Raw genomic sequence first — 20,967 nt, 5'->3', positions numbered from 1 at the left:
ACACGGAAGAATCAGCAGTCAGAACTTGTGGTCCGGGCCGCAGGATGTACAGACATCGCAACTCCCTTGAGCCGCAAGGAGACCACACGATGCTGCCCCGGACACGTGCGCCGCGTACCCCACGTGCGCGGAGGACCCTCGCCGCACTGCTCCTCGCCGTCGCCGCAGTCGCCGCCCCCACGGCCACTGCCGCCGCAGCCGCCCCCACCGCCGCCACGGCCACCTCCCGTGGCTGGAACGACTACTCCTGCAAGCCCTCCGCAGCACATCCCCGCCCCGTCGTCCTGGTTCACGGAACCTTCGGGAACTCGATCGACAACTGGCTGGTCCTCGCCCCCTACCTGGTCAACCGGGGCTACTGCGTCTACTCGCTCGACTACGGGCAACTGCCCGGGGTGCCGGTCTTCAACGGCCTCGGGCCGGTCGACAGGTCCGCCGGACAGCTCGCCACGTTCGTCGACAAGGTGCTCGCCGCCACCGGCGCCGCCAAGGCCGACCTCGTGGGCCACTCCCAGGGCGGCATGATGCCGAACTACTACCTGAAGTTCCTCGGCGGGGCCGCCAAGGTGAACGCCATGATCGGGCTCGCCCCCGACAACCACGGCACCACCCTGCTCGGTCTGACGAAGCTGCTGCCGTACTTCCCGGGAGCGCAGGACCTGCTGAACGCCCACACCCCCGGTCTCGCCGACCAGGTGGCGGGCTCCCCGTTCATCACCAAGCTCAACTCGGTCCCCGACACCGTGCCGGGAGTCCACTACACCGTCATCGCGACCCGGTACGACGAGGTCGTGACCCCGTACCGCACACAGTTCCTGGACGGGCCGGACGTGCACAACGTCCTGCTCCAGGACCTCTGCCCGGTCGACCTCTCCGAGCACGTGGCGATCGGCACCGTCGACCGCATCGCCTACCACGAGGTGGCGAACGCGCTGGACCCGGCGCACGCCACGCCCACCACCTGCGCCTCGGCCGTCGGATAGGGGAACAGGCCGTCGGACAGGGGTAACAGGGGGAGCGGCGGTACGAGGGGTCCGGATGTCCTGACGGTCCCTCGTACCGGCGATCCCTCGTACCGAGGGGCCCGGGTGTCGGCGGCGGCTGGCACGATCGACGCATGACGACGATCGACTGGGACTCCGCAGCCGACTCCTTCGACGAGGAACCCGACCACGGGCTGCTCGACCCGGTGGTCCGGCACGCCTGGGCGCAGCGGCTGGAGAGCTGGCTGCCCGGTGGCCGCTCCGAGGTGCTCGACCTGGGCTGCGGCACCGGGAGCCTGGCCCTGCTCGTCGCCGGTCAGGGCCACCGGGTCACCGCCGTCGACCGCTCCCCGCGCATGGTGGAGCGGGCACGGGCCAAGCTGGCCGGTACGGGCACCGAGGCGCTCATCGGCGACGCGGCCCTGCCGCCGGTCGGCAGCCGGCGGTTCGACGTGATCATGGCCAGACATGTGGTGTGGCTGCTGCCCGACCCGGCGGCCGTCCTGCGCCACTGGTTCACCCTGCTGCGGCCGGGCGGCCGGCTGATCCTGATCGAAGGCGTCTGGAGCGGTGTCGGCCTCTCCGCCGAGCGGCTGACCGGACTGCTCTCGGAGCTCACCGAACGCATCCACCACGAGCGGCTCTCCGACGATCCGGACCTGTGGGGCAAGCGGGTCGACGACGAGCGCTACGCCCTGGTGGCCCGCGTCCAGCCGCCGCACCGGCACACCGAGGTCGTCGATGTGCATCTGATCCTCCGCCGCGGCCCCGAGGTCCTGCTCGCCCGCCGGGCCGGTACGGGGTACGCGGACGGGCTGCTCAACGGCCCGTCCGGGCATGTCGAGGACGGCGAGGACGTCCGCGAGGCGATGGTCCGGGAGGCCGCCGAGGAGATCGGGGTCGACCTCGACCCGGACGAGCTGCGGGTCGCCCTGGTCATGCAGCACCGGGGTCCCGGCGGCGCCCCCCGGATCGGCTGGTTCTTCGAGGCGGAGTACGACCCCGGCCGCGAGCCGTACAACCGCGAGCCGGACAAGTGCTCCGAGCTGAGGTGGTTCCCGCTGGACGCCCTCCCGGACGACATCGTCGCCTACTGCCGGGCCGGACTGGAGGGTTACCGGGCGGGGGAGCACTTCCTGGTCCACTGGCACGAGGACGGCGACACGGTCGGGTACCAGCCGCACGGCGTGCGCCGTGCCGTCCCGCTGCCGGCCGGCGGGGCGGACACCGGCGGGGTGCACCACATCGAGCTGTGGGTTCCCGATCTGGCGGCGGCCGAGCGGGGGTGGGGCTGGCTGCTCGGCGAGCTGGGCCATGTCCCGTACCAGCGCTGGGAACACGGGCGGAGCTGGCGGCGCGGCGACAGCTATGTGGTGGTCGAGCGGTCGCCCGATCTGGCCCCGGGGCCGCACGACCGCCACCGCCCCGGGCTCAACCACCTCGCGTTCCACGTCCGCGACCGGGCCACCCTGGACGCCCTGGTGGCAAGGGCCCCGGAGCACGGCTGGCGGCCGCTCTTCGAGGACCGCTATCCGCACGCGGGCGGCGACGGACACGTCGCCGCCTATCTGGAGGACGCCGCGGGGTACGAGGTGGAGCTGGTCGCCGGGGCCCGGCAGCCCCGCCCGGCGCCGGAGGAGCCGGCGCCGTACACCGATGTGTGGGCGCGGCCCCGGGCGTACTGAATGTGGCCCCGGGCGTACGGAAGCGCGGGCGGCGTGGCCCCGCTCCCGTACGCCACCGGCCGTCGTCGTCGCGTCGTGCGTCAGTCCTGCCCGTCCTGCGAAGCGGGAGGGAGACCGGGGCCGGTCTCGCGGAAGTGCAGGACGAAGCGGGCGCGTTCCCCCGGGATGCGCCGGCGGACATGGAGCACCGGCTCGCCGTCGGGCGTGCAGCTGACGCCCTCGCGGACGAGCAGCGGACTCCCGGCCGGTACGCCCAGGAGGTCGGCGTCCCCGATGTCGGCCCCGATCGCGCTGAAGGCGCGCCAGTCGTACTCCAGGGTGATGCCGGCGCTGTCGGCCAGCGTGCGGACCAGGTTCTCCACCGGTCCGGGCGCCGTGAGTTCCCGGGGCAGCAGGGCGCGGGGAATCCAGTAGCTGCTGATGCCGCAGCACTCCGAGCCGGTGGAGAACACCGTCTCGACCCGGGTGAGGAGACCGACGGGACGGCCCAGATGGCGGGCCGCCTCCTCATCGGCCGTGCTGGTGCCCGCCGGAAGGACGGCGGTGATCGTCTCCTGGACGTCCATGCCCCGGTCGGCGGTGGACTCGGGCAGTGAGGCATGGGTGCTGCCCATGTCGAACCGCTGGCTCCGGGGGTCGACCGTGATCGACACCCGGGCGACGGGCAGGCGCACGAAGGTCCCGATGCCCCGGCGGATCTCGATGGCGGCGGCCCGCTCCAGCTCCGCGACGGCCTCACGGACGGTCAGGCGGTTGACGTCGAACTCCGCGCACATCTCGGGTTCGCTCGGCAGCCGGGAGCCGGCCGGGTACTCCCCGGAGTCGATGCGTTCCTGGATGAGGCGGGCCAACTGCAGATAGCGCGGACTGGTCCTTCGGTGGTTCGGCACCCCTGGATAGTACGAACCCCCGCGCCCCGGCAGGGACCGGTCCCCGCCCGGCCGGGCGCCGCCCCAGGCCCTGGCCCCGGTGCTCGCCCCCGCGCTCCTCGCCCTCGGCAGCGACCCGGTCGGCGCCTCGGCGGACCAGAACTACTTCGCGCTCTTCCTCGGCGGCGCCGTCGCCGCACTGCTCGCCACCGCCCTGACCCCGCTGATCCGGCACCCGAGGCTCGTCCGCGACTGACCGCCCCGGCCCGACAGGAGACCACCGTGCCCGCACGCGCACACCATCACGACGGAACACCGTTCCGCGACCTCAACCACAACGGCACCATGGAACCGTACGAGGACCCGAGGCTTCCGGTGGAGGACCGGGTCGCCGATCTGCCGGCCCGGATGACCCTGGAGGAGAGGGCCGGACTGCTGTGCCACGGGCGCATGCTCGCCGGGGTGCACGACGATCTGCTGCTGGACGTCGTGTTCGGGCGCTCCGCGGCGGAGGGGGTGCTGCCCTTCGACCTGCCCTCCTCGATGAAGGAGGTCGAGGCCTCCTTCGAGGACGTCCCGTTCCACACGCCGAACCCCCTGTTCCGCTGCGGTCATCGGGCGGCGGACCACGGCTGACCCGGGCGGCGGACGGGTCCCGGGCCCAGGCCGCGCACGGCGGCCCGCCCGGGACCCCGGACGAGCCCCCGGGTCAGCCCAGCAGCGCCGCCAGGCCCTCCGCGCGGGCCAGGTGCTCCAGCTCGTCCAGCGCCCGGAGCGCCGCGTCGGCCGCCGCCGGATCGCGTCCGGCGAGACCGCTCTCCTCGAACTCGTCCTCGTCCAGCCGCAGTACGGACGAGCCGTCCGCCGACACCCACAGATCGAGGTCCAGGTCCTCCACCAGGAGCTCCCCGTCCCGCAGCACCGCGGGGCGGGTGATGTCGCAGTACCAGCCCTTGAGAACGCCCGCGCCGGTCCGGACCTCCTTCACGGCGAACCACCGGTCGCGCCAGTAGTGCTCGGTGAGGACATCGCCCGGCTCGAACCGTACGAAGCCGAAGTCACGGACCCCCGGCGCCGCCCACGGCGCACGGACCGTGACCCGGACCCCGTCGTCGCGGACCACGTCCGCCGGATACCGGATCTTGGTCCGCCCGGCCTTCACCAGGGCGACCACCAGCGCGGTCTCAGCCGAGCCTGCGGACATGGCGCACCTCCGTGGCACAGACCTCGTAACCGAACCACCGGTTGACCGCCAGCATCGGGCCGTTGTCCGCGTCGTTGCCGGTGTACGCGTCCGTGTACCCGGCGGCGCGAGCCCGGTGCAGCGAGTCGTTCTTGGCGAGCCTGGCCAGGCCCCGGTTGCGGTAGGCCCGGCGGGTGCCGGTCATCCCGGACATGTACCGGGTCAGGCCGTCGGTCTCCGCGGCGCTGAACGCCGCCACCTCCCCGTCCACCACCACGACCGAGGTGAGTTCGCGATCGAGCGCGGGCGCGCGCCAGGTGTGGTTGAGCCAGTCCTCGTAGTCGGTCAGTTCCGCCGGGGTGTCGCTGGGCTCGTCGGCCGTGGTCTCCGCGTCCGCCTCGAAGAGCGGGCGGGGGTCGTCCGCGAAGTCCGCGGCGGTACGCAGCTCGACGCCCGGCGGCAGCTCCTGACGGGGCGGCAGCGGACCGCCGGCCAGATCGAGGTGGAGGAAGTGCGCCGGACGGCTCGGCGCATAGCCGCGCTTCCCGGCGAAGGCCCGGTCCGACGGGGTGTCGAGCACCCAGGCGTAGACCGAGGTCGCGCCCTCCCGCGCCAGGTACTCCTCGGCCGTGCGCACCAGCAGCCCGCCCGCCCCGCGCCCGGTGCGGTCCGGATGCGTGTACGTGTTGCAGAAACCCTGACCGGGTTCGGGGCTGTCGTAGGCGAGGCCGACCTGCGCGGTCCCGATGAGCTCGCCCTCATGCTCGGCGACCAGCAGCCGGGCGCGCTTGTCCGGGTGGGCCGAGGCCAGTTCGAAGGTGACGCACTCGGGCCTCGTCACCATGAAGGGCAGGGCGGCGCGCCGGACCCGCACCCAGTCCTCCGCGTCGGCGGGGAGGAAGTCGCGAACGATGACAGTCATGCGCCGGACGTTACGCGTGGGCCGCCACGGGCCGCCCCTGAATTTCCGGTGGCGGGGCGGACGTGGGGGAGAATCGGGGCGTGACCCTGAAGATCGTTCTTGATCCCGATGCCGGCACCGCCCCGTACGAGCAACTGCGCACGCAGATCTCCGAACTGGCCCGCTCCGGCGCGCTGCCCGTCGGCTTCAGACTTCCGACGGTACGCGGCTTCGCCGAGGAGCTGGGCCTCGCCGCGAACACCGTCGCGAAGGCGTACCGCGCGCTGGAGGCCGACGGGGTGATCGAGACCCGTGGGCGCAACGGCACGTTCGTCGCCGCCGCCGGTGACGCGGCGGACCGTCATGCGGCGGCCGCGGCCCAGGAGTACGCGGAGCAGGCGCGGCGGCTGGGCCTGTCCCGGGACGAGGCGCTCTCCCTGGCGCGGGACGCGGTGCGGGCGGCGTACGGCACGGGGTGACCCGCGGCGGGGCGGGCCGCCGGGCTCAGAGGTACAGGCCCGCGTCCGCCCCGGAGTCCTGCTTCGGCACCGACGCGGGACCGCTTCCGCGCCGCAGCGCGTACAGCTCGGCGAGCGTCGCGCCCTCGCGGCCGAGCCCTTCCTCCGTACCCAGCCAGGTCACCGCCTCCCCGCGGGTCAGTGAGCCCACCTCGATCCTGGCGAGGCAGCGGCCGGGCCTGACCACGGCCGGATGGAGCCGCTCCAGGTCCTCGTTGGTGGTGACGCCCACCAGTACGTTGCGCCCCTGCCCGAGCAGCCCGTCGGTGAGGTTCAGCAGCCGGGACAGCGCCTGGCCCGCGGTGTGCTTGGCCTCGCCGCGGATCAGCTCGTCGCAGTCCTCCAGGAGCAGCAGCCGCCACCGGCCCTTGGACGTGCCGTCGTCCTCGCCGATCGCGATGTCCATCAGATAGCCGACGTCGTTGAAGAGCCGCTCGGGGTCGAGCACGCAGTCGACCTGGCACCAGTCCCGCCACGAGCGCGCGAGCGTGCGCAGCGCGGAGGTCTTGCCGGTGCCCGGCGGGCCGTGCAGCAGGAGCAGCCGGCCCGCGATGTCGTCGGGCGTGACCTTCATCAGCCGGTCCATGGCATCGGCCACCGGCGCCGTGTAGTTGCCGCGCACCTCGTCCCAGGTGCCGGCGGCGATCTGCCGGGTGGTGCGGTGCGGGCCCCGGCGCGGGGAGACGTACCAGAAGCCCATCGTCACGTTCTCGGGCTGGGGTTCGGGCTCGTCCAGGGCGCCGTCCGTCGCCCGGTCGAGGATCTGCTGGGCCAGTTCCGCGGTGGTGGCGGTGACCGTGACGTCGGCGCCGCGGCTCCACCGCGAGATGAGCAGCGTCCAGCCGTCGCCCTCGGCGAGCGTGGCGCTGCGGTCGTCGTCGCGGGCGGCGCGCAGCACCTTGGCGTCCGGGGGCAGCAAGGTCGCCCCGGACCTGACGCGGTCCAGGGAGGTGCTGTGCGAGTACGGCTGCTCACCCGTGGCGAAGCGGCCGAGGAAGAGCGCGTCGACGACATCCGACGGGGAATCGCTGTCGTCGACGTTGAGCCGGATCGGCAGCGCGGACTCGGGGTTGGCGGACATGAGGCCCATGATCCGGCACGGGGGTACCCGGCGCACCCGGGTTTCACTACCTTCCTCCCCTTTCCCGGCAGTGGTCAGAGACCTGACGGAGCCTCAAGGGGGCGCGGAGAGGCAGTCGAGGCATTGGGGAAACTTGGCATGCACACTTCCGGCGCGGGTGTCGGTACTGCTACCACGGACTCGGCAGACCGGACGGAGATCCCGCCGGTCGGTCCAAGGGAGGTCCCATGAAGATGTCCAGACTCGCGGCGCTCTCGTCCTCGCTCCTGCTCGGCGCCGTGCTCGCGCTGACCGGAGCGGCCACCGCCAGTGCCGCGTCGTCCGTCCAGGCCATCGACTACGTCGCCCTCGGCGACTCGTACTCCTCGGGTGTCGGGTCCGGCAGCTACGACAGCGCCAGCGGCGACTGCAAGCGCAGCACCAAGGCGTATCCCGCCCTCTGGGCCGCCGCCAACGCACCCGCCTCGTTCGCCTTCACCGCCTGCTCGGGCGCCCGTACGGGCGATGTGAAGGCCAATCAGCTCGGCCCCCTCAGCGCCTCGACCGACCTCGTCTCGATCTCCATCGGCGGCAATGACGCGGGCTTCGCCGACGTCATGACCACCTGTGTCCTCAATTCCGAGACCACCTGCCTCAACCGGATCGCCACGGCCCGCAGCTATGCCGAGACCACCCTGCCCGGCAACCTCGACTCGGTGTACACGGCGATCCGCGCCAAGGCGCCGTCCGCCCGCGTCGTCGTCCTCGGCTACCCGCGCTTCTACAAGATCGGCGGCAGCTGCGCCGTCGGCCTGAGCGACAAGGTGCGCACCGCGATCAACGGCGCGGCCGACCTCCTCAACACGACGACCGCCAAGCGCGCGGCCGACCACGGCTTCGCCTTCGCCGATGTCGCGGGGAAGTTCACCGGTCACGAGATCTGCTCCGGAAGCGCCTGGCTGCACAGCGTCAACTGGCTCGACATCGGCGAGTCCTACCACCCCACCGCCGCCGGACAGTCGGGCGGCTACCTGCCCGCCCTCGACTCGGCGGCCTGACGCCACCGGCGCACTCGCCGGGCCCGTCCAGTCCTCCGACGGGCAGGGGGCCCCTGTTCGCCGGGGTCTCCGTCCGGCGGGCACCCGGACCTGTGAGGCGCGTGACGGGGGTGCGGCCGGAGCGCCTCCGTCCGTTTCCGTTCTGTCCAACTCGCCCTGAAATCGAGAGGATTCGCGCATGGGGTGTCAACCTTCGTATGTGTGTACGCAATCCTGCGACCGGGATACACGAGGGTCGTCGCGGGGGGATAGGGTTAACCTGCCCGGGCCGGGTGCCCTCGTACGGGTGGGGAGTGACATGGAACAGATAGCGATGCGGAGCAGGCCACGAGTGCCTGCCATCACATGCGGGAGCGGTGCGACCAGTTCGCGCCTCGACCGCCATCTCGCGGTGCTCGGCGGCCCCGCCGTGCCACAGCGGGAAGCCGCGGAGGCGACACTGCTGATGCGCGAGCTGACCTCGCGCGATGCCGCACGTCACCACCGGAGCAAGAGCGCGCGGGTTTCGCTCTTCGCGCCGCTGCGACGACTCCGGCGTTCGCTCTTCGGCAGCCGCCGCTGACCCGACGGCCCGTCACGACCGCCCACCGGCTCCACCGCCCGGGGCTCCCCGGCCAGGGTTCGTCACCCGGCCCCCCGCTCGGGGCCGTGGGCGAACCTCCGTCCCGGCGCTGCGCTGCTGTCCGCCCTTCCGTCATCCCCAGGGCCCACGGCAGCGCTTCGGTGTGTTCACCGGCCGCTTCGGCGCGCATCGCGGCACCTGCTCCGGCACATACTTCGGAGTCGAAGCACTTCTAGACTGTGTGTATGTCCGAAAAGCGAGCTGCGCGCCTGAGCCCCGACGAACGAAGGGCCCAGCTGGTCGCCATCGGCCTGGACATGCTCACCGAGCGGTCGCTGGACGAACTCTCCACGGACGACGTGGCACGGCGGGCCGGTATCTCGCGGGGCCTGCTCTTCCACTACTTCGACTCCAAGCGCGACTTCTACCGCGCCGTGGTGCGGCAGGAGTGCGACGACTTCGTCGCGGCCACGGAACCGGACCCCTCACTGGGGCCCGTTCCCTGGCTGCGGTCGTTCATCGCCGGTTTCGTGCGGTACGTACTGGAGCACCGCAAGGTCTATCTCGCCCTGGTCCGCGGTGCCGCGGGCAGTCATCACGCGGTGGAGGACATCGTCGACGGAACCAGGGCCGCCCTCGCCCGGCGGGTGGCGGAGGGACAGCGGCGGCTCGGGATGCCGGACTCGCCCCGGCTGGCCGTCGCCGCCCGCGCCTGGACGGCGTTCGCCGAGGAGGCCGTGACCAGCTGGCCGCACGGGGAGCCGGACGCGGCGGCGGAGCTCGGGGCCTTCCTGGAGTCGAGCTTCATCAGCCTGCTCGGCGCCCTGGACCGGCCCCGCGCGCTGCCCCGCTGAGCGGACACCCGGCGGTCACTCGCCGCCGCGCCGCCCCGGTGGATGACGCTGCCTGCGTCACTCGCCGCCGCGCGCGTAACGCCGTACGGACAGCGGTACGAACACCGCGAGGAGCACCGCCGACCAGGCGAGCGTCCCGGCCACCGGGTGGGCGACCGGCCAGGCGGCGTCGGCCGCCGGGGACGCGTTGCCGAACAGGTCACGGGTGGCCGAGGCCATGGCGCTGATCGGGTTCCACTCCGCGACCGTCCGCAGCCAGCCCGGCAGATTGTCGGTCGGGATGTAGGCGTTCGACAGCAGCGGCAGGATGAAGGTGGCGCTGCCCAGTTGACCGGCGATCTCCTCGTTGCGGATCAGCAGGCCCAGCCAGCAGCCCAGCCACGACGTGGCGAACCGCAGGAGCAGCAGCAGCCCGAAGGCGCCCAGGGCGGTGAGCGGCCCGCCCTCGATCCGCCAGCCGACCGCGAGCCCGACGAGGATCAGCGGGACCATGCCGACGGCCGTGGTCAGCAGATCGGCGGCGGTCTGGCCGAACGGCACGGCGGGCCGGCTCATCGGCAGCGTACGGAACCGGTCCATCACTCCGCGGTGGCAGTCCTGCGAGGCCTGGAACATCCCGATCATGATGCCGTTGGCCGCCGTCGACGCCAGCAGCCCCGGCACCAGGAACGCCCGGTACTCCTGGCCCGGCATGGCCAGTGCGCTGCCGAACACGTACCCGAAGAACAGCAGCATCGTGATTGGCATGGTCTGGGTCAGGATCACCACGCCCGGGGCCGCCTTGATCCGCTGGAGGTGGCGGCCCAGTACGGCCAGGGCGTCGGCGACGGGGGTGCTCGCGGTGGTGGTGGCGGGGCGCTCGTGGACCAGTGTCGTGCTGCTCATGCTGCCGTCTCCTTCGGGGGCGGGGAGGTGCGGCCGTCGCCGCGGTCGGTCAGGCGGAGGAAGACCTCGTCGAGTGAGGGCGGGCGCAGGCTCGCGTCGATCACCGGGACGCCCGCCGCGTCGAGCTCGCGGACGATCCGGGGGAGGGTGAGCGTGCCGTCGGTCGCGACGGCGCCCACGGTGCGGCGTTCGTGGTCGAGGACCGGTTCGGCGCCGGTGAGCTGGTCGAGCACGCCGGCCGCCGGGAGCAGCGCCGCCTCATGGGCGACGACCACTTCGGCGTAACTGCCGATCCGGGACTTCAGCTCGGCGGGGGTGCCGCGGTGGGCGGCCCGGCCCCGGTCGATCAGCACGATGTCGTCGGCCAGCTGATCGGCCTCCTCCAGATACTGCGTGGTGAGCAGGACGGTGGTGCCCCGACCGGCCAGCTCCCGCACCGCCGCCCAGATCTGGTTGCGGCTGTGCGGGTCGAGGCCGGTGGTCGGCTCGTCCAGGAAGAGCACCCGGGGGCGGGTCAGCAGACTGGCGGCGAGATCGAGGCGGCGGCGCATGCCGCCCGAGTAGGTGCGGGCCGGGCGGTCGGCCGCCTCGGTCAGCCCGAAGCGCTCCAGGAGCTCCTCGGCGCGGGTCCGTGCCGCCTCGCCCCGGAACCGTTGCAGCCTGGCGAAGAGCCGCAGATTCTGCCGGCCGGACAGCTCCCCGTCGACCGAGGCGTCCTGCCCGGTGACCCCGATCGCCGCGCGGACCGAGGCCGCCTCGCGCACCACGTCGTGACCGGCGACCCGGGCGCTGCCGCCGTCCGGCGTCGTCAACGTGGTGAGCACCCGGACGGCGGTGGTCTTGCCCGCGCCGTTCGGCCCCAGCACTCCGCAGACGGTGCCCTCGGCGACCGCGAGATCGAGCCCGCGCAGCGCGTGGACATCGCCGTAGCGCTTCTCCAGACCTTCACTAAGTACAGCGTACGTAGTTGTCATGGGGTCACCGTAGCGCACTACGTACGGTGTACGTAACTACGATGGTGGGCGAGGTGATGATCGATGGTGGGGCGACCCGCTGTACCCGAAGTGATCTGGGCCCGCCCCGAGCGTGCGGGCCGCGGCCCCAGGCCCGCATTCAGCCGAGCGGAGATCGCGGCGGCCGCCGTCCGCATCGCCGACGCGGAGGGCTTCGACGCGGTGTCCATGCGCAAGGTCGCGGCGGAGCTCGGCTGCGGCACGATGACGCTCTACAACTACGTGCCGCGCAAGGAGGACCTGTACGAGCTGATGCTCGACGCGGTCAGCGGAGGGTACGAGTTCCCCGAGCCGTCCGGCGACTGGCGCGGCGATCTCGTCGCGCTCGCCCGTCAGACCCGCGCGATGATGCACCGCCACACCTGGGTGCCCCGGCTGATGTCGCCCGTGTACGGCTTCAGCCCGAACGCCCTGCGGTACCTGGAGTACACGCTCAGCTGTCTGGACGGGGTCGACGCGCGGTTCGGCGAGAAGATGGAACTGATCGCGATGGTCAACGGTGTGATCACCACCTATGTGGCCAACGAGATCGCCACGGCGGAGCGAAGCCGGTCACTGCCCTGGTCCGAGGAACAGGAGCATGCGGCCCGCACCGGCTATCTGATCAGCCAGATCGCGACCGGGAAGTATCCCCGGATGGCGGCGGGGTTCGCCGAGGACCCCAGTCCGATCGATCTGGAAGGGGTCTTCGACCGGGCGCTCCACCGGGTGATGGACTCCTTCGACCGGTAGCGGGCGGGCCCGGCCGTTCCGTCACAGCAGTGCGAACTGCCCGTCCGGGCCCTCCTCCTGATGGCCGAGCACCGACGCGGGCCGCCGGGCCGTGGCCGGAACGGGCAGGACGCCCGCCGCGCGGAGATCGGCGGCCGTGATCCACGGACCGTCGGCCGGCGCCTCCTGCCGGGGCCGGACCCCGTCCAGCAGAGCGAGCAGAGTGATCAGTTCCAGCAGCTCCGAGGTCCACTCCTGGGGCCAGCTCCGGGGCCGGACCGCCTCCAGACCGTCCAGGCCCTCCGCACCGGCCGTCGACCGCCGCGCGAACCAGAGCTCCAGCATCCGCACCCCGCCCACCCGGAAATCCCACGCCCCGGCCGGAACCGGTGAGATCCGGCCCGTCCCCAGCATGAGCGTCTCGTCGTCCGGGTCGTACGCCAGACCGTCCGGCACGGGCGGAACCGCGGCCCGCACATAGGGCCGCCGCCCGCCGGGCAGCCGTGGACGCTCCCCGCCGCGGGCGCCCCGCAGCTGCAGCCGCAGCAGCTCCTGCCCCAGCTCCACCCCGGCCGACCAGCGCCCGGTGTCGGCGGGCAGCGGGACCACGCATCCTGCGGGGGAGCGGCGGGCCGCCGCCAGCACCCAGGCCAGCACCGAACGGGCGGTCACCGACTCCCCGTGGCGGGCGCGCAGCAGGGCGAGCAGCCCGGGGGCCAGATTGGGCTCGTGGCCCCCGGGGCGCCGGAACAGCGGCCGGATCCGGCCGGGCCGGCCCGCGGGGGAGTGGCCGTCCGGCAGCAGTGCCGTCACGGACAGGGCGGGCCCGGTGTCCTGGGGCACGTACCCGTGCTCCACGGCGAAGAGCTGGTGCCCGTCGGCGACCCGCCACAGCTCGGGGCGGGCGGCGTCGATCAGCCGGTGGTCGGGGAGCAGCCACTGTTCGTCGAACGGGCCGTGCGCGATCCGTACCGGCTCGGGGCAGGGACCCTCCTCGCGGGCGAACCGGCCGGTGCCGGTGGCCTGTCCGGGCAGCGCCGCCACCGGGGTCCGCGGGGTACGGGCCCGGGTCGACCGGAACAGCCGCTCGCGTTCGTCGGCCGGGGCCCGCACCAGCCGGTCCCAACGGGCCCTGAGCGAGGCGGCGTCCGGGGCGATCACCCAGGGGCGGCCGGTGCGCAGCGGCCGTACGGACCAGGGCATCAGGTCGTCGAGGAGCGGGGCGCCCGCGTCCTGGCCGTCACCGGAGCCGCCCGCCGCCCGTGCTGCCACCGTGTCGTCCTCCCCGTCGCCACGTCCGCCCGCCTTCCCGGGCATCGTAGCCGCGCCCGTACGGCGGACGGCAGTGCGTCATGTGCCCTGCCCGGGGCGGTCAGTGAGCCTCCACGGTGACCGAGAAGGAGAACCGGTCGCCCCGGTAGCGGATCTGCGCCACGTCGACCACCTGGCCGCTCTCGTCGTACGTGACACCCGTGTAGAAGAGGATCGGGCTCAGCAGCGGGACCTGGAGGAGCCCGGCGGTGGCCGGGTCGGCCAGGCGCGCCTCGACCGTGTCGGTGATGCGCGCGATACGGACCCCGACCCGGTCGCGCAGCACCTTGGTCATCGGCCAGCGTTCGAGATCGGCGACGTCGAGACGGGCCGCGATCTCGGGACGCACCACGTTCTCCGCCCAGTTGGTGGGCTCGTCGCTGTCCCCGTCGCGGCGCAGCCTGCGGTAGCTGACCACGTCCGCGCAGTCGGGGAAGTGCTCGGTGAGATCCCCCGGTACGGCGACCGGACCGTGGCCGAGCACCGAGGTCCGCTCGCCCGACTGCTGGGCCACGATCGCGTCGATCGAACCCAGCAGCCGGACCGGTGACACCCGGCGGGCGCGCGGCTCGATGAAGGTGCCGCGCCGCCGGTGCCTGCTGATCAGCCCCTCGCTCTCCAGCTCCTTGAGCGCCTGGCGCATCGTCAGGACGCTGACGCCGTAGTGCGCGGCGAGCTGCTCCTCGGTCGGCAGCCGCGCCGAGGCGTCCTTGGCGCGGCCCAGTATCGAGGCGCGCAACGACTGCGAGACCTGGTACCACAGCGGCAGCTTGCGGTTCAGGACCAGCGAGTCGGGGGCGAAGGCGGGCCCCGGGGAGATCTTGGACGTCTGAGGCACCTGGGGCCTTTCGTTCGGACCGGGCCGGGGAGGGGGCGTCGTCGCCTACGGCCTGAAGTTGCGGCTCAGACCCTGCCACACGTCGTCGTAGCCGCGCTGCAGATGGCCGGCGGACGCCGCCTGCCCCGTCGCCGTCACCGGCCAGCGGGTCTCGAACATGAAGGCGAGGCCGTCGTCGATCTTCTGCGGCCTCAGCTCCGCCTCGCTCGCCCGGTCGAAGGTCTCCCGGTCCGGGCCGTGCGCCGACATCATGTTGTGCAGCGAACCGCCGCCCGGGACGAACCCGCCCTTCCCGGCCGTCTTCGCGTCGTACGCGCCCTCGATCAGGCCCATGTACTCGCTCATCACATTGCGGTGGAAGTACGGCGGCCGGAAGGTGTCCTCGCCGACCAGCCAACGCGGTGCGAAGACGACGAAGTCGACCCCGGCCAGACCGGGGGTGTCGGACGGGGACGTCAGCACCGTGAAGATCGACGGGTCGGGGTGGTCGTAGCTGATCGAGCCGATCACGTTGAAGCGGTGCAGGTCGTAGACGTACGGGGTGTGGTTGCCGTGCCAGGCGACCACATCGAGCGGCGAGTGGTCGTAGGTCGCCGACCAGAGGTTCCCGCAGAACTTGTTGACCACCTCCACCGGGCGGTCGTCGTCCTCGTACGCGGCGACGGGGGCGAGGAAGTCCCGGGCGTTCGCCAGGCCGTTGGCGCCGATCGGGCCGAGGTCGGGCAGGGCGAACGGCTGGCCGTAGTTCTCGCAGACATAGCCGCGGGCGGTGGCGTCCAGCAGCTCCACCCGGAAACGGACGCCGCGCGGGATCAGCGCGATGTGCCCCGGCTCGGCGCGCAGCAGGCCCAGTTCGGTACGGAGCAGCAGGCCGCCGCGCTCCGGGACGATCAGCAGCTCGCCGTCCGAGTCGCTGAACACCCGGTCCGTCATGGACGCGTCGGCGTGGTAGAGGTGCACGGCCATGCCGGTGCGCTGCGTCGCGTCGCCGTTGCCGCCGAGGGTCCACAGGCCCGCCAGGAAGTCCGTCCCGGGCGCGGGTTCGGGAAGCGGATCCCAGCGCAGCCGGTTGGGATCGGGCACGGATTCGGTGAACGGGGCGGTCCGGATCGCCCCGTTGTCGATCCGGACGAACGGCGGATGGGCGGCCGAGGGACGGATCCGGTAGAGCCAGGAGCGGCGGTTGTGGGCGCGCGGTTCGGTGAAGGCCGAGCCGCTCAGCTGCTCCGCGTAGAGCCCGAGAGGGGCGCGCTGGGGGGAGTTGCGGCCGTGCGGCAAGGCCCCCGAAACCGCCTCCGAGCTGTGCTGATTGCCGAAACCGGCGGAATGCTCCAGCGCTTCCGCCGTCTTCCTCGCCTGCTCGATGCCGCCCATGTGCGCTCCCGGTGCCGAAGGAATCCTATGGGTAACCGTAGGAATCGGATCGAGGTGAGTCAACGGCATTCGTGACGCAGGCGAGTTCCCCGGGGTTCCCGGGGTTGAATCCGGGTGATGCGTGGAGGGTTCCACCTGGGTGGTGCACGGGGGGTTCAAAAAGTTGAACAATGCTCTACTCTCCCGGACATGTCGTGGACACGAAGACTTCTGGTGGTTCTGGCGGCGCTCGTCGCCGCACTGCTCGCGGCCCCGGCCGCCCAGGCGCACGAGGAACGTCCGGTCACCCTGCCCGACGGAACCGGCAGCGTCCCCGTGTACCGCACCGGCGAACCCGACCTCCTGGTCTGCAAGAGCGACCGGGCGGACTTCGAGCGCCGGGTCTCCGGCTTCCCGGAGGGGCTGCGGACCCGGAACCTGAAGTTGTTCGACCGGTGCCGGAAGTCCGGCTACCGCCATCTGCAACAGGCCGTCGACGCGGTGGACCGGCCCGGCATGAACATCGCCGTCCTGCCCGGCCTGTACGAGGAGGAACCCTCGCTGCCCAAGCCGACGGGGGAGTGCGCCCGGCTCAAGGCTCCCAACTCCCAGCTCGGCTACCAGATCCTGTCGTACGCGCAGCAGGCACGGTGCCCGCACAACCAGAACCTGGTGGCGATCCTCGGCAAGAAGGACCTCCAGATCGAGGGCACCGGCGCCGAGCGCACCGATGTGGTCGTCGACGCCAAGTACCAGAAGCTCAACGCGATCCGCGCGGACGGCTCCGACGGCATCTACTTCCGGAACTTCACCGCCCAGCGCACCACCTTCAACTCCCTGTACGTCCTGGCCCAGGACGGCTTCGTCATCGACTCCGTCCTCACCCGGTGGAACGACGAGTACGGCTTCCTGACCTTCGCGAGCGACCACGGGCTGTACAAGAACTGCGAGTCGTACGGGAACGGCGACTCCGGCATCTACCCCGGCAGCGCGTCGAACATCAACGACACGTACGGCTACGACGTGCCGCGCTACTCCATCGAGATCACCGGCTGCCGCAGCCACCACAACATGGTCGGCTACTCCGGCACCGCGGGCGACTCCGTCTATGTCCACGACAACGAGTTCGACCACAACATGGGCGGCGCCTCGATGGACAGCGCCTTCCCCGGCCACCCCGGACTGCCGCAGAACCACGCCCGCTTCGAACGCAACCTGATCCACGACAACAACGCCGACTACTACCCCAACGTGGCCGACGGAACCTGCGCCAAGCCGCCCGTGGACCGAGGCTACGAGAAGGGCGTCGTCTGCCCGCAGATCTCCATGCCGCCCGGCTCCGGCATCATCACCGCGGGCGGCAACTGGAACCTGTACGAGAACAACTGGATCTACGGACAGCGGCGCGCCGCCTTCGTCCTGACCGCCGTCCCCGCCTTCATCCGGGGCGAGGGCGCACTGTCCAAGCAGGCCGACACCTCGCACCACAACCGGTACGCGGGCAACCACCTCGGCGAGGACAAGGCGGGCAACTCCCGGCCCAACCGCACCGATGTGTGGTGGGACGGCCAGGGCGAGGACAACTGCTGGCAGGCGGACGCCGGGCCGTCCTCCCCGCGCGCCCTGCCCACCTGCGGCGCCGAACGCGGCGCCGTGTCCGGACGCACCGACCGGCTCGTCGGCGAACCGGTCAAGCTGGCCCAGCTGCTGGTCTGCGCCGACTACAACGTGCAGGCGCGTCGGCTGCCGGCCGGCTGCGACTGGTACGGGGCGCGCGGCATCGAGCGCATCGAGGTGCAGGTGGCGCTGGCCGTGGCGGTGGTGCTCGTGCTGGTCGGCGGGGTGCTGTGGAGGCGCAGACTGCGCGGCAGCCGACTCGCCGCGGTGGCCACGGTGCTCGGTGTGATCGGCCTCGGTCTCGATGTGGCCGGATCGACCATGGGGCTGGCCGCCACCTATGTGCCCGCGCTGGCACTGCTGCTGACCGGGTTGTGGTGGACCGGAATCGGTCTGGTGCTCCGGAGGGAGCGGCCCCGGCTGGGCTGGACCACGGTGGTGCTGGGTGCGCTCACGCTCCTCGACGCCGTGGACAAGGCCGTGTTCATGATCCCGTGGATCCCGCTCAGTCCGGCCTGGGTACGTGGACTGCTCGGCGTGGTCTGGGTGGTGTGGGCCGTGATCGCCGCCGCCCGCCACGGCGAACGGGAAGCCCAGGCTTCGGACCCGGCCCCGGATTCCGTCCCGGCCTCCGCTCCCGCCCCCGTTCACGAAGGAGACGCATCGTGAAGCGTTCCCCCATGCGGCCGCGGGCCGCCCGGCCGCTGCGGACCAACCGGCCCCCGCGGGCCGCCCGGCCGGTCGCGGCCGTCGTCGCCGTGCTCACCGTCGGCGCCCTCGTCCTCGGCGCGAGCGCCTGCGGCGGACGGGCCACCACCCATCACAAGCCCGGTACCAGTCATGAGCAGGCCGGCGGCAGCGTCGGCCGGCTGCTCGCCGCCGACGACGGTGCGGGCAACCGGCTGCGCCAGGTCGACGCCGAGGGCGCCCCCGGGGTGACGGTCACCGTACGGCCGGACTCCGAGGACGGGTGGAACGTCCATCTCTCGGTCCGGAACTTCACGTTCACCCCGGACAGCGTGGGCGGCGCCGCCCTCCTCGGGCGCGGCCACGCCCGGCTGTTCCTCGACGGCCACCCCCTCGCCCGCGTCTACGGCTCTTGGTTCCACCTGCCCGCCTCCCTCGTCCGCACCGCGGGCGGCGGCACCGGCCTCACCGCACGGCTCTACGCCGACGACCACACCGCCTGGGCCGTGAACTCCGCACCCGTCCAGGCCACCGCCTCCCTCGCCGCTCCCTCCACGGCGGCCACCGCCCCCGGGGAGGCCCGGCCCGACACGACGGTCGAGATCGTCGTCTCCCACGGCAGGGTCAGCCCCGACCCCGGCCGCACCGAGATCAGGAAGGGCCGGACCGTCCGGCTCCGGGTCCGCAGCGACCGCGCCGACACCCTCCATGTCCACGGCTACGACAAGGAGGCCCGGCTGCCCGCAGGCAAGACCGTCACTCTCACCTTCACCGCCGACCGCAGCGGGCTCTTCGAGGTCGAGACCCATGAGTCCGACCTGCTCCTGACCCAACTCGTCGTACGGTGAACGTCCTCGCCCACGGCATCGGCGCCCAGCACGACCTGCCGCTGTCCCCGTTCTACGCCTTCGCCGGGGCCTTCACCGCGCTCTTCGTCTCCTTCCTCGCGCTCGGCCTGCTCTGGTCCACCTCGCGGTTCCGCGGCGACCGGGCGGGCCGCCCGGTCCCGTCCGCCCTCCAGCGCCTCGCCGACGCCCGCGCCACGCGTGTCGCGGCGCGCGCCCTCGGCCTCGCCGTCGCCCTCTACGTCACGCTCCAGCTCCTCCTCGGCCCGGACGACCCGGACCGCAACCCGGGGCCCGGTGCCGTCTACGTACTCCTCTGGGTCGGGCTCGTCCCCGCTTCGCTGCTCCTCGGCCCCGTCTGGCGGCTGCTCAACCCGCTGCGCACCGTCCACCTCCTCGTCTGCCGCGCGCTGGGTCGCGACCCCGCCGCGGGCCGCCCCCTGCCCGTACGGCTCGGTCTGTGGCCCGCCGCTGCCGGGCTCCTCGCCTTCACCTGGCTCGAACTCGTCGCCCCCGACCCCGCGTCGGCCACCGCCCTCCTGCTCTTCCTCGCCCTCTACACCGCCGTCCACCTCGCGGGCGCCGCCCGCCACGGCGCCGGGTGGTTCGACCGGGCGGACGCCTTCGAGGTCTACTCGGGGCTGCTCGCCCGGCTCTCCCCGCTCGGCCGCCGCCCCGCCGACCGCCGCCTCGTGCTCCGCTCCCCGTTCAACGGACTCGACGCCACCCCGCAGCTCACCGGACTCGTCGCCACCGTCTGCGTCATGCTCGGTTCCACCGCCTACGACGGCTTCTCCGACTCCCCGTCCTGGATCACCACCGTCCAGACCTCACCCCTGGGCCGCACCACCGCGGCCACCCTCGGACTGCTCGGCGCCGTCGCCCTCGTCGCCGCCCTCTACGCGCTCTGTGCCGGTGCCGTCCGGCTGATCTCCGGTCAACTGCGCCACCCCCTCACCGCCTTCGCCCACTCGCTCGTCCCGATCGCCCTCGGCTATCTGATCGCCCACTACTTCACGCTCTTCGTCACCGAAGGTCCACGCACGGTCATGGTGGCACTAGGCACCGACAATCCGGTCCCGCCCGAGCCGCTCCTGGGCCCCGGCGGTGTCGCGACGCTCCAGGTCGCCGCGATCGTCCTCGGCCACGTCCTCGGCGTCGTCGCCGCCCACGACCGGTCCGTGCGCCTCTTCCCGCCCGGCCGCGCCGTCGCGGGACAACTCCCGCTGCTGGTCCTCATGATCACGTACACCATCGGCGGGCTGTCGCTGCTCATCGCGTGAGAACCACGCGCCGGGGCCACCGGTTGCGTGAGAACCACGCGCCGGGCCACCGGCCGCCCGCCGCAGAGGAGACCCACGGCATCATGGATCCCGTGCCCCATGCGAACACGAACCTCCGCCGAGCCCCCGTGCAGCAGCGCAGCGCCGAGCGCCTCGCCCGGATACTCGACGCCTGCGCCGAACTCCTCGACGAGACCGGCTACGAGCAGTTGTCCACCCGGGCCGTGGCCCTCCGTGCCGAGGTCCCCATCGGCTCCGTCTACCGGTTCTTCTCCAACAAGCGCGCGCTGGCCGACGCGCTGGCCCGGCGCAATCTGGACAGCTACGCCGAACGCATCACCGCCCGCCTGGCCACCATCCCGACCGCGGACTGGCGCGGCGCCATCGATGCCGTTCTGGACGAATACCTGGCGATGAAACGCTCCGTCGCCGGATTCGCCCTCGTCGACTTCGGCGCTCCGGCCCCCGAGGACGACCCGGCCGGCGACGCCAACCAGCGGGTCGCCGGGAGGCTCGCCGAACTGCTCTCCGGGCATCTCGGCCGCACCCCCGACGAGGATCTGCTGCGCACCGTCCTGGTCTGCGTCGAGGCCGCCGACGCCCTCCTCCGACTCGCCTTCCGTACCGACCCGTCGGGCGACGGAGCCATCGTCGCCGAGACCCGCGTCCTGATCCGGGCCTACCTGGCGAGCGTCCTGGACTGACCACACGGCGGCGGACGGCGGCTCCGCCCGGCAATCGCGTCCCGGCA

Annotated in this window: 22 protein-coding genes; 13 read left to right on the top strand and 9 right to left on the bottom strand. The window is 72.5% G+C overall.

The features are described from left to right. Nucleotides 1–89: 89 nt before the first annotated feature. Nucleotides 90–983 carry an esterase/lipase family protein gene (locus GA0115234_RS14200; RefSeq protein ID WP_093541480.1) on the top strand — a complete coding sequence of 298 codons (894 nt, stop codon included), beginning with the start codon at nt 90–92 and terminating at the stop codon, nt 981–983. Between the two features lie 134 nt (nt 984–1,117). Beyond that, nucleotides 1,118–2,668, top strand: coding sequence for a trifunctional class I SAM-dependent methyltransferase/NUDIX hydrolase/VOC family protein (locus tag GA0115234_RS14195; protein ID WP_093541478.1), 1,551 nt, complete (start codon nt 1,118–1,120; stop codon nt 2,666–2,668). An 80-nt stretch (nt 2,669–2,748) separates the two neighbouring features. On the opposite strand, the gene GA0115234_RS14190 is transcribed toward GA0115234_RS14195, so the two are convergent. Then, entirely contained in the window at nt 2,749–3,558 is an 810-nt protein-coding gene (locus GA0115234_RS14190; RefSeq protein WP_093541476.1) for a GntR family transcriptional regulator, read from the bottom strand. A 79-nt stretch (nt 3,559–3,637) separates the two neighbouring features. On the opposite strand from GA0115234_RS14190, the gene GA0115234_RS42320 reads away from it, so the two are divergent. Both GA0115234_RS42320 and GA0115234_RS14185 read left to right on the top strand, forming a co-directional pair. Then, the gene (locus tag GA0115234_RS42320; RefSeq protein ID WP_161275597.1) at nt 3,638–3,793 is read left to right on the top strand and encodes a hypothetical protein; all 156 of its coding nucleotides are present in this window, start codon (nt 3,638–3,640) and stop codon (nt 3,791–3,793) included. A gap of 26 nt (nt 3,794–3,819) precedes the next feature. After that, nucleotides 3,820–4,173 (top strand): hypothetical protein, encoded by a 354-nt coding sequence (locus tag GA0115234_RS14185; protein WP_093541474.1) that lies wholly within the window; start codon nt 3,820–3,822, stop codon nt 4,171–4,173. A gap of 73 nt (nt 4,174–4,246) precedes the next feature. Here the strand turns inward: GA0115234_RS14185 and GA0115234_RS14180 are convergent, their stop codons facing one another. Both GA0115234_RS14180 and GA0115234_RS14175 read right to left on the bottom strand, forming a co-directional pair. Continuing rightward, nucleotides 4,247–4,741: a DUF402 domain-containing protein gene (locus GA0115234_RS14180; protein WP_093541472.1), complete on the bottom strand. Its 495-nt coding sequence runs from the start codon at nt 4,739–4,741 to the stop codon at nt 4,247–4,249. Beyond that, a complete protein-coding gene (locus GA0115234_RS14175; RefSeq protein ID WP_093541470.1) occupies nt 4,722–5,642 on the bottom strand; it encodes a GNAT family N-acetyltransferase in 921 nt (306 codons plus the stop codon). Before GA0115234_RS14175 ends, GA0115234_RS14180 begins: the two co-directional genes overlap by 20 nt. Nucleotides 5,643–5,722: 80 nt before the next feature. Here GA0115234_RS14175 and GA0115234_RS14170 point away from each other — a divergent pair, with 80 nt between their 5' ends. After that, the gene (locus GA0115234_RS14170) at nt 5,723–6,100 is read left to right on the top strand and encodes a GntR family transcriptional regulator (RefSeq protein WP_093541468.1); all 378 of its coding nucleotides are present in this window, start codon (nt 5,723–5,725) and stop codon (nt 6,098–6,100) included. 25 nt (nt 6,101–6,125) lie between these two features. On the opposite strand, the gene GA0115234_RS14165 is transcribed toward GA0115234_RS14170, so the two are convergent. Next, entirely contained in the window at nt 6,126–7,220 is a 1,095-nt protein-coding gene (locus GA0115234_RS14165; protein WP_237541327.1) for a DUF5925 domain-containing protein, read from the bottom strand. Nucleotides 7,221–7,447: 227 nt separating this feature from the next. Here GA0115234_RS14165 and GA0115234_RS14160 point away from each other — a divergent pair, with 227 nt between their 5' ends. The 3 genes from GA0115234_RS14160 (at nt 7,448) to GA0115234_RS14150 (ending at nt 9,673) form a co-directional block, all read left to right on the top strand. Continuing rightward, on the top strand, nt 7,448–8,257 hold the full coding sequence (locus GA0115234_RS14160) for an SGNH/GDSL hydrolase family protein (protein ID WP_093541465.1): 810 nt from the start codon (nt 7,448–7,450) through the stop codon (nt 8,255–8,257). 298 nt (nt 8,258–8,555) lie between these two features. Then, the gene (locus GA0115234_RS14155; RefSeq protein ID WP_093541463.1) at nt 8,556–8,819 is read left to right on the top strand and encodes a hypothetical protein; all 264 of its coding nucleotides are present in this window, start codon (nt 8,556–8,558) and stop codon (nt 8,817–8,819) included. Nucleotides 8,820–9,064: 245 nt separating this feature from the next. Beyond that, nucleotides 9,065–9,673, top strand: a complete 609-nt coding sequence (locus GA0115234_RS14150; RefSeq protein ID WP_093541461.1) for a TetR/AcrR family transcriptional regulator — start codon at nt 9,065–9,067, stop codon at nt 9,671–9,673. Between the two features lie 57 nt (nt 9,674–9,730). Here the strand turns inward: GA0115234_RS14150 and GA0115234_RS14145 are convergent, their stop codons facing one another. Together GA0115234_RS14145 and GA0115234_RS14140 are read right to left on the bottom strand one after the other, a co-directional pair. Further along, nucleotides 9,731–10,558: an ABC transporter permease gene (locus tag GA0115234_RS14145; protein WP_093541459.1), complete on the bottom strand. Its 828-nt coding sequence runs from the start codon at nt 10,556–10,558 to the stop codon at nt 9,731–9,733. After that, the gene (locus GA0115234_RS14140) at nt 10,555–11,532 is read right to left on the bottom strand and encodes an ATP-binding cassette domain-containing protein (protein ID WP_093541457.1); all 978 of its coding nucleotides are present in this window, start codon (nt 11,530–11,532) and stop codon (nt 10,555–10,557) included. Before GA0115234_RS14140 ends, GA0115234_RS14145 begins: the two co-directional genes overlap by 4 nt. A gap of 63 nt (nt 11,533–11,595) precedes the next feature. On the opposite strand from GA0115234_RS14140, the gene GA0115234_RS14135 reads away from it, so the two are divergent. Continuing rightward, nucleotides 11,596–12,303: a TetR/AcrR family transcriptional regulator gene (locus GA0115234_RS14135; RefSeq protein ID WP_093541455.1), complete on the top strand. Its 708-nt coding sequence runs from the start codon at nt 11,596–11,598 to the stop codon at nt 12,301–12,303. Nucleotides 12,304–12,324: 21 nt separating this feature from the next. Here GA0115234_RS14135 and GA0115234_RS14130 read toward each other — a convergent pair whose 3' ends face one another. The 3 genes from GA0115234_RS14130 to hmgA form a co-directional block, all read right to left on the bottom strand. Further along, on the bottom strand, nt 12,325–13,554 hold the full coding sequence (locus GA0115234_RS14130) for a type ISP restriction/modification enzyme (protein WP_093541639.1): 1,230 nt from the start codon (nt 13,552–13,554) through the stop codon (nt 12,325–12,327). 100 nt (nt 13,555–13,654) lie between these two features. Further along, nucleotides 13,655–14,431, bottom strand: a complete 777-nt coding sequence (locus GA0115234_RS14125; RefSeq protein WP_093541453.1) for a GntR family transcriptional regulator — start codon at nt 14,429–14,431, stop codon at nt 13,655–13,657. A gap of 45 nt (nt 14,432–14,476) precedes the next feature. Further along, nucleotides 14,477–15,805: a homogentisate 1,2-dioxygenase gene (hmgA, locus tag GA0115234_RS14120; protein ID WP_093541451.1), complete on the bottom strand. Its 1,329-nt coding sequence runs from the start codon at nt 15,803–15,805 to the stop codon at nt 14,477–14,479. Nucleotides 15,806–15,994: 189 nt separating this feature from the next. Here hmgA and GA0115234_RS14115 point away from each other — a divergent pair, with 189 nt between their 5' ends. The 4 genes from GA0115234_RS14115 (at nt 15,995) to GA0115234_RS14100 (ending at nt 20,920) form a co-directional block, all read left to right on the top strand. Continuing rightward, complete coding sequence (locus GA0115234_RS14115) at nt 15,995–18,070, top strand: right-handed parallel beta-helix repeat-containing protein (protein ID WP_093541449.1); 2,076 nt, start codon at nt 15,995–15,997, stop codon at nt 18,068–18,070. An 11-nt stretch (nt 18,071–18,081) separates the two neighbouring features. Next, nucleotides 18,082–18,936: a hypothetical protein gene (locus GA0115234_RS14110; RefSeq protein WP_093541637.1), complete on the top strand. Its 855-nt coding sequence runs from the start codon at nt 18,082–18,084 to the stop codon at nt 18,934–18,936. Next, the gene (locus GA0115234_RS14105) at nt 18,933–20,216 is read left to right on the top strand and encodes a hypothetical protein (RefSeq protein WP_093541447.1); all 1,284 of its coding nucleotides are present in this window, start codon (nt 18,933–18,935) and stop codon (nt 20,214–20,216) included. Before GA0115234_RS14110 ends, GA0115234_RS14105 begins: the two co-directional genes overlap by 4 nt. A gap of 83 nt (nt 20,217–20,299) precedes the next feature. Next, a complete protein-coding gene (locus GA0115234_RS14100; protein WP_093541445.1) occupies nt 20,300–20,920 on the top strand; it encodes a TetR/AcrR family transcriptional regulator in 621 nt (206 codons plus the stop codon). The last annotated feature ends 47 nt before the right edge of the window (nt 20,921–20,967 follow it).

The organism is Streptomyces sp. DvalAA-43 (assembly GCF_900091725.1).
GTDB classification, from domain to species: domain Bacteria; phylum Actinomycetota; class Actinomycetes; order Streptomycetales; family Streptomycetaceae; genus Streptomyces; species Streptomyces pulveraceus.
The sequence above is the reverse complement of the archived record's forward strand: the minus strand, read 5'-3'. Positions and strand labels throughout refer to the sequence as shown.

What these genes read in the sequence shown, in the direction of transcription:
- GA0115234_RS14200 (WP_093541480.1), top strand. Translation starts at nt 90, where the DNA reads ATGCTGCCCCGGACACGTGCGCCGCGTACCCCACGTGCGCGGAGGACC.
- GA0115234_RS14195 (WP_093541478.1), top strand. Translation starts at nt 1,118, where the DNA reads ATGACGACGATCGACTGGGACTCCGCAGCCGACTCCTTCGACGAGGAA.
- GA0115234_RS14180 (WP_093541472.1), bottom strand. Translation starts at nt 4,741, where the DNA reads ATGTCCGCAGGCTCGGCTGAGACCGCGCTGGTGGTCGCCCTGGTGAAG.
- GA0115234_RS14175 (WP_093541470.1), bottom strand. Translation starts at nt 5,642, where the DNA reads ATGACTGTCATCGTTCGCGACTTCCTCCCCGCCGACGCGGAGGACTGG.
- GA0115234_RS14165 (WP_237541327.1), bottom strand. Translation starts at nt 7,220, where the DNA reads ATGTCCGCCAACCCCGAGTCCGCGCTGCCGATCCGGCTCAACGTCGAC.
- GA0115234_RS14160 (WP_093541465.1), top strand. Translation starts at nt 7,448, where the DNA reads ATGAAGATGTCCAGACTCGCGGCGCTCTCGTCCTCGCTCCTGCTCGGC.
- GA0115234_RS14155 (WP_093541463.1), top strand. Translation starts at nt 8,556, where the DNA reads ATGGAACAGATAGCGATGCGGAGCAGGCCACGAGTGCCTGCCATCACA.
- GA0115234_RS14150 (WP_093541461.1), top strand. Translation starts at nt 9,065, where the DNA reads ATGTCCGAAAAGCGAGCTGCGCGCCTGAGCCCCGACGAACGAAGGGCC.
- GA0115234_RS14145 (WP_093541459.1), bottom strand. Translation starts at nt 10,558, where the DNA reads ATGAGCAGCACGACACTGGTCCACGAGCGCCCCGCCACCACCACCGCG.
- GA0115234_RS14140 (WP_093541457.1), bottom strand. Translation starts at nt 11,532, where the DNA reads ATGACAACTACGTACGCTGTACTTAGTGAAGGTCTGGAGAAGCGCTAC.
- GA0115234_RS14135 (WP_093541455.1), top strand. Translation starts at nt 11,596, where the DNA reads ATGGTGGGGCGACCCGCTGTACCCGAAGTGATCTGGGCCCGCCCCGAG.
- hmgA (WP_093541451.1), bottom strand. Translation starts at nt 15,805, where the DNA reads ATGGGCGGCATCGAGCAGGCGAGGAAGACGGCGGAAGCGCTGGAGCAT.
- GA0115234_RS14115 (WP_093541449.1), top strand. Translation starts at nt 15,995, where the DNA reads ATGTCGTGGACACGAAGACTTCTGGTGGTTCTGGCGGCGCTCGTCGCC.
- GA0115234_RS14110 (WP_093541637.1), top strand. Translation starts at nt 18,082, where the DNA reads ATGCGGCCGCGGGCCGCCCGGCCGCTGCGGACCAACCGGCCCCCGCGG.
- GA0115234_RS14100 (WP_093541445.1), top strand. Translation starts at nt 20,300, where the DNA reads ATGGATCCCGTGCCCCATGCGAACACGAACCTCCGCCGAGCCCCCGTG.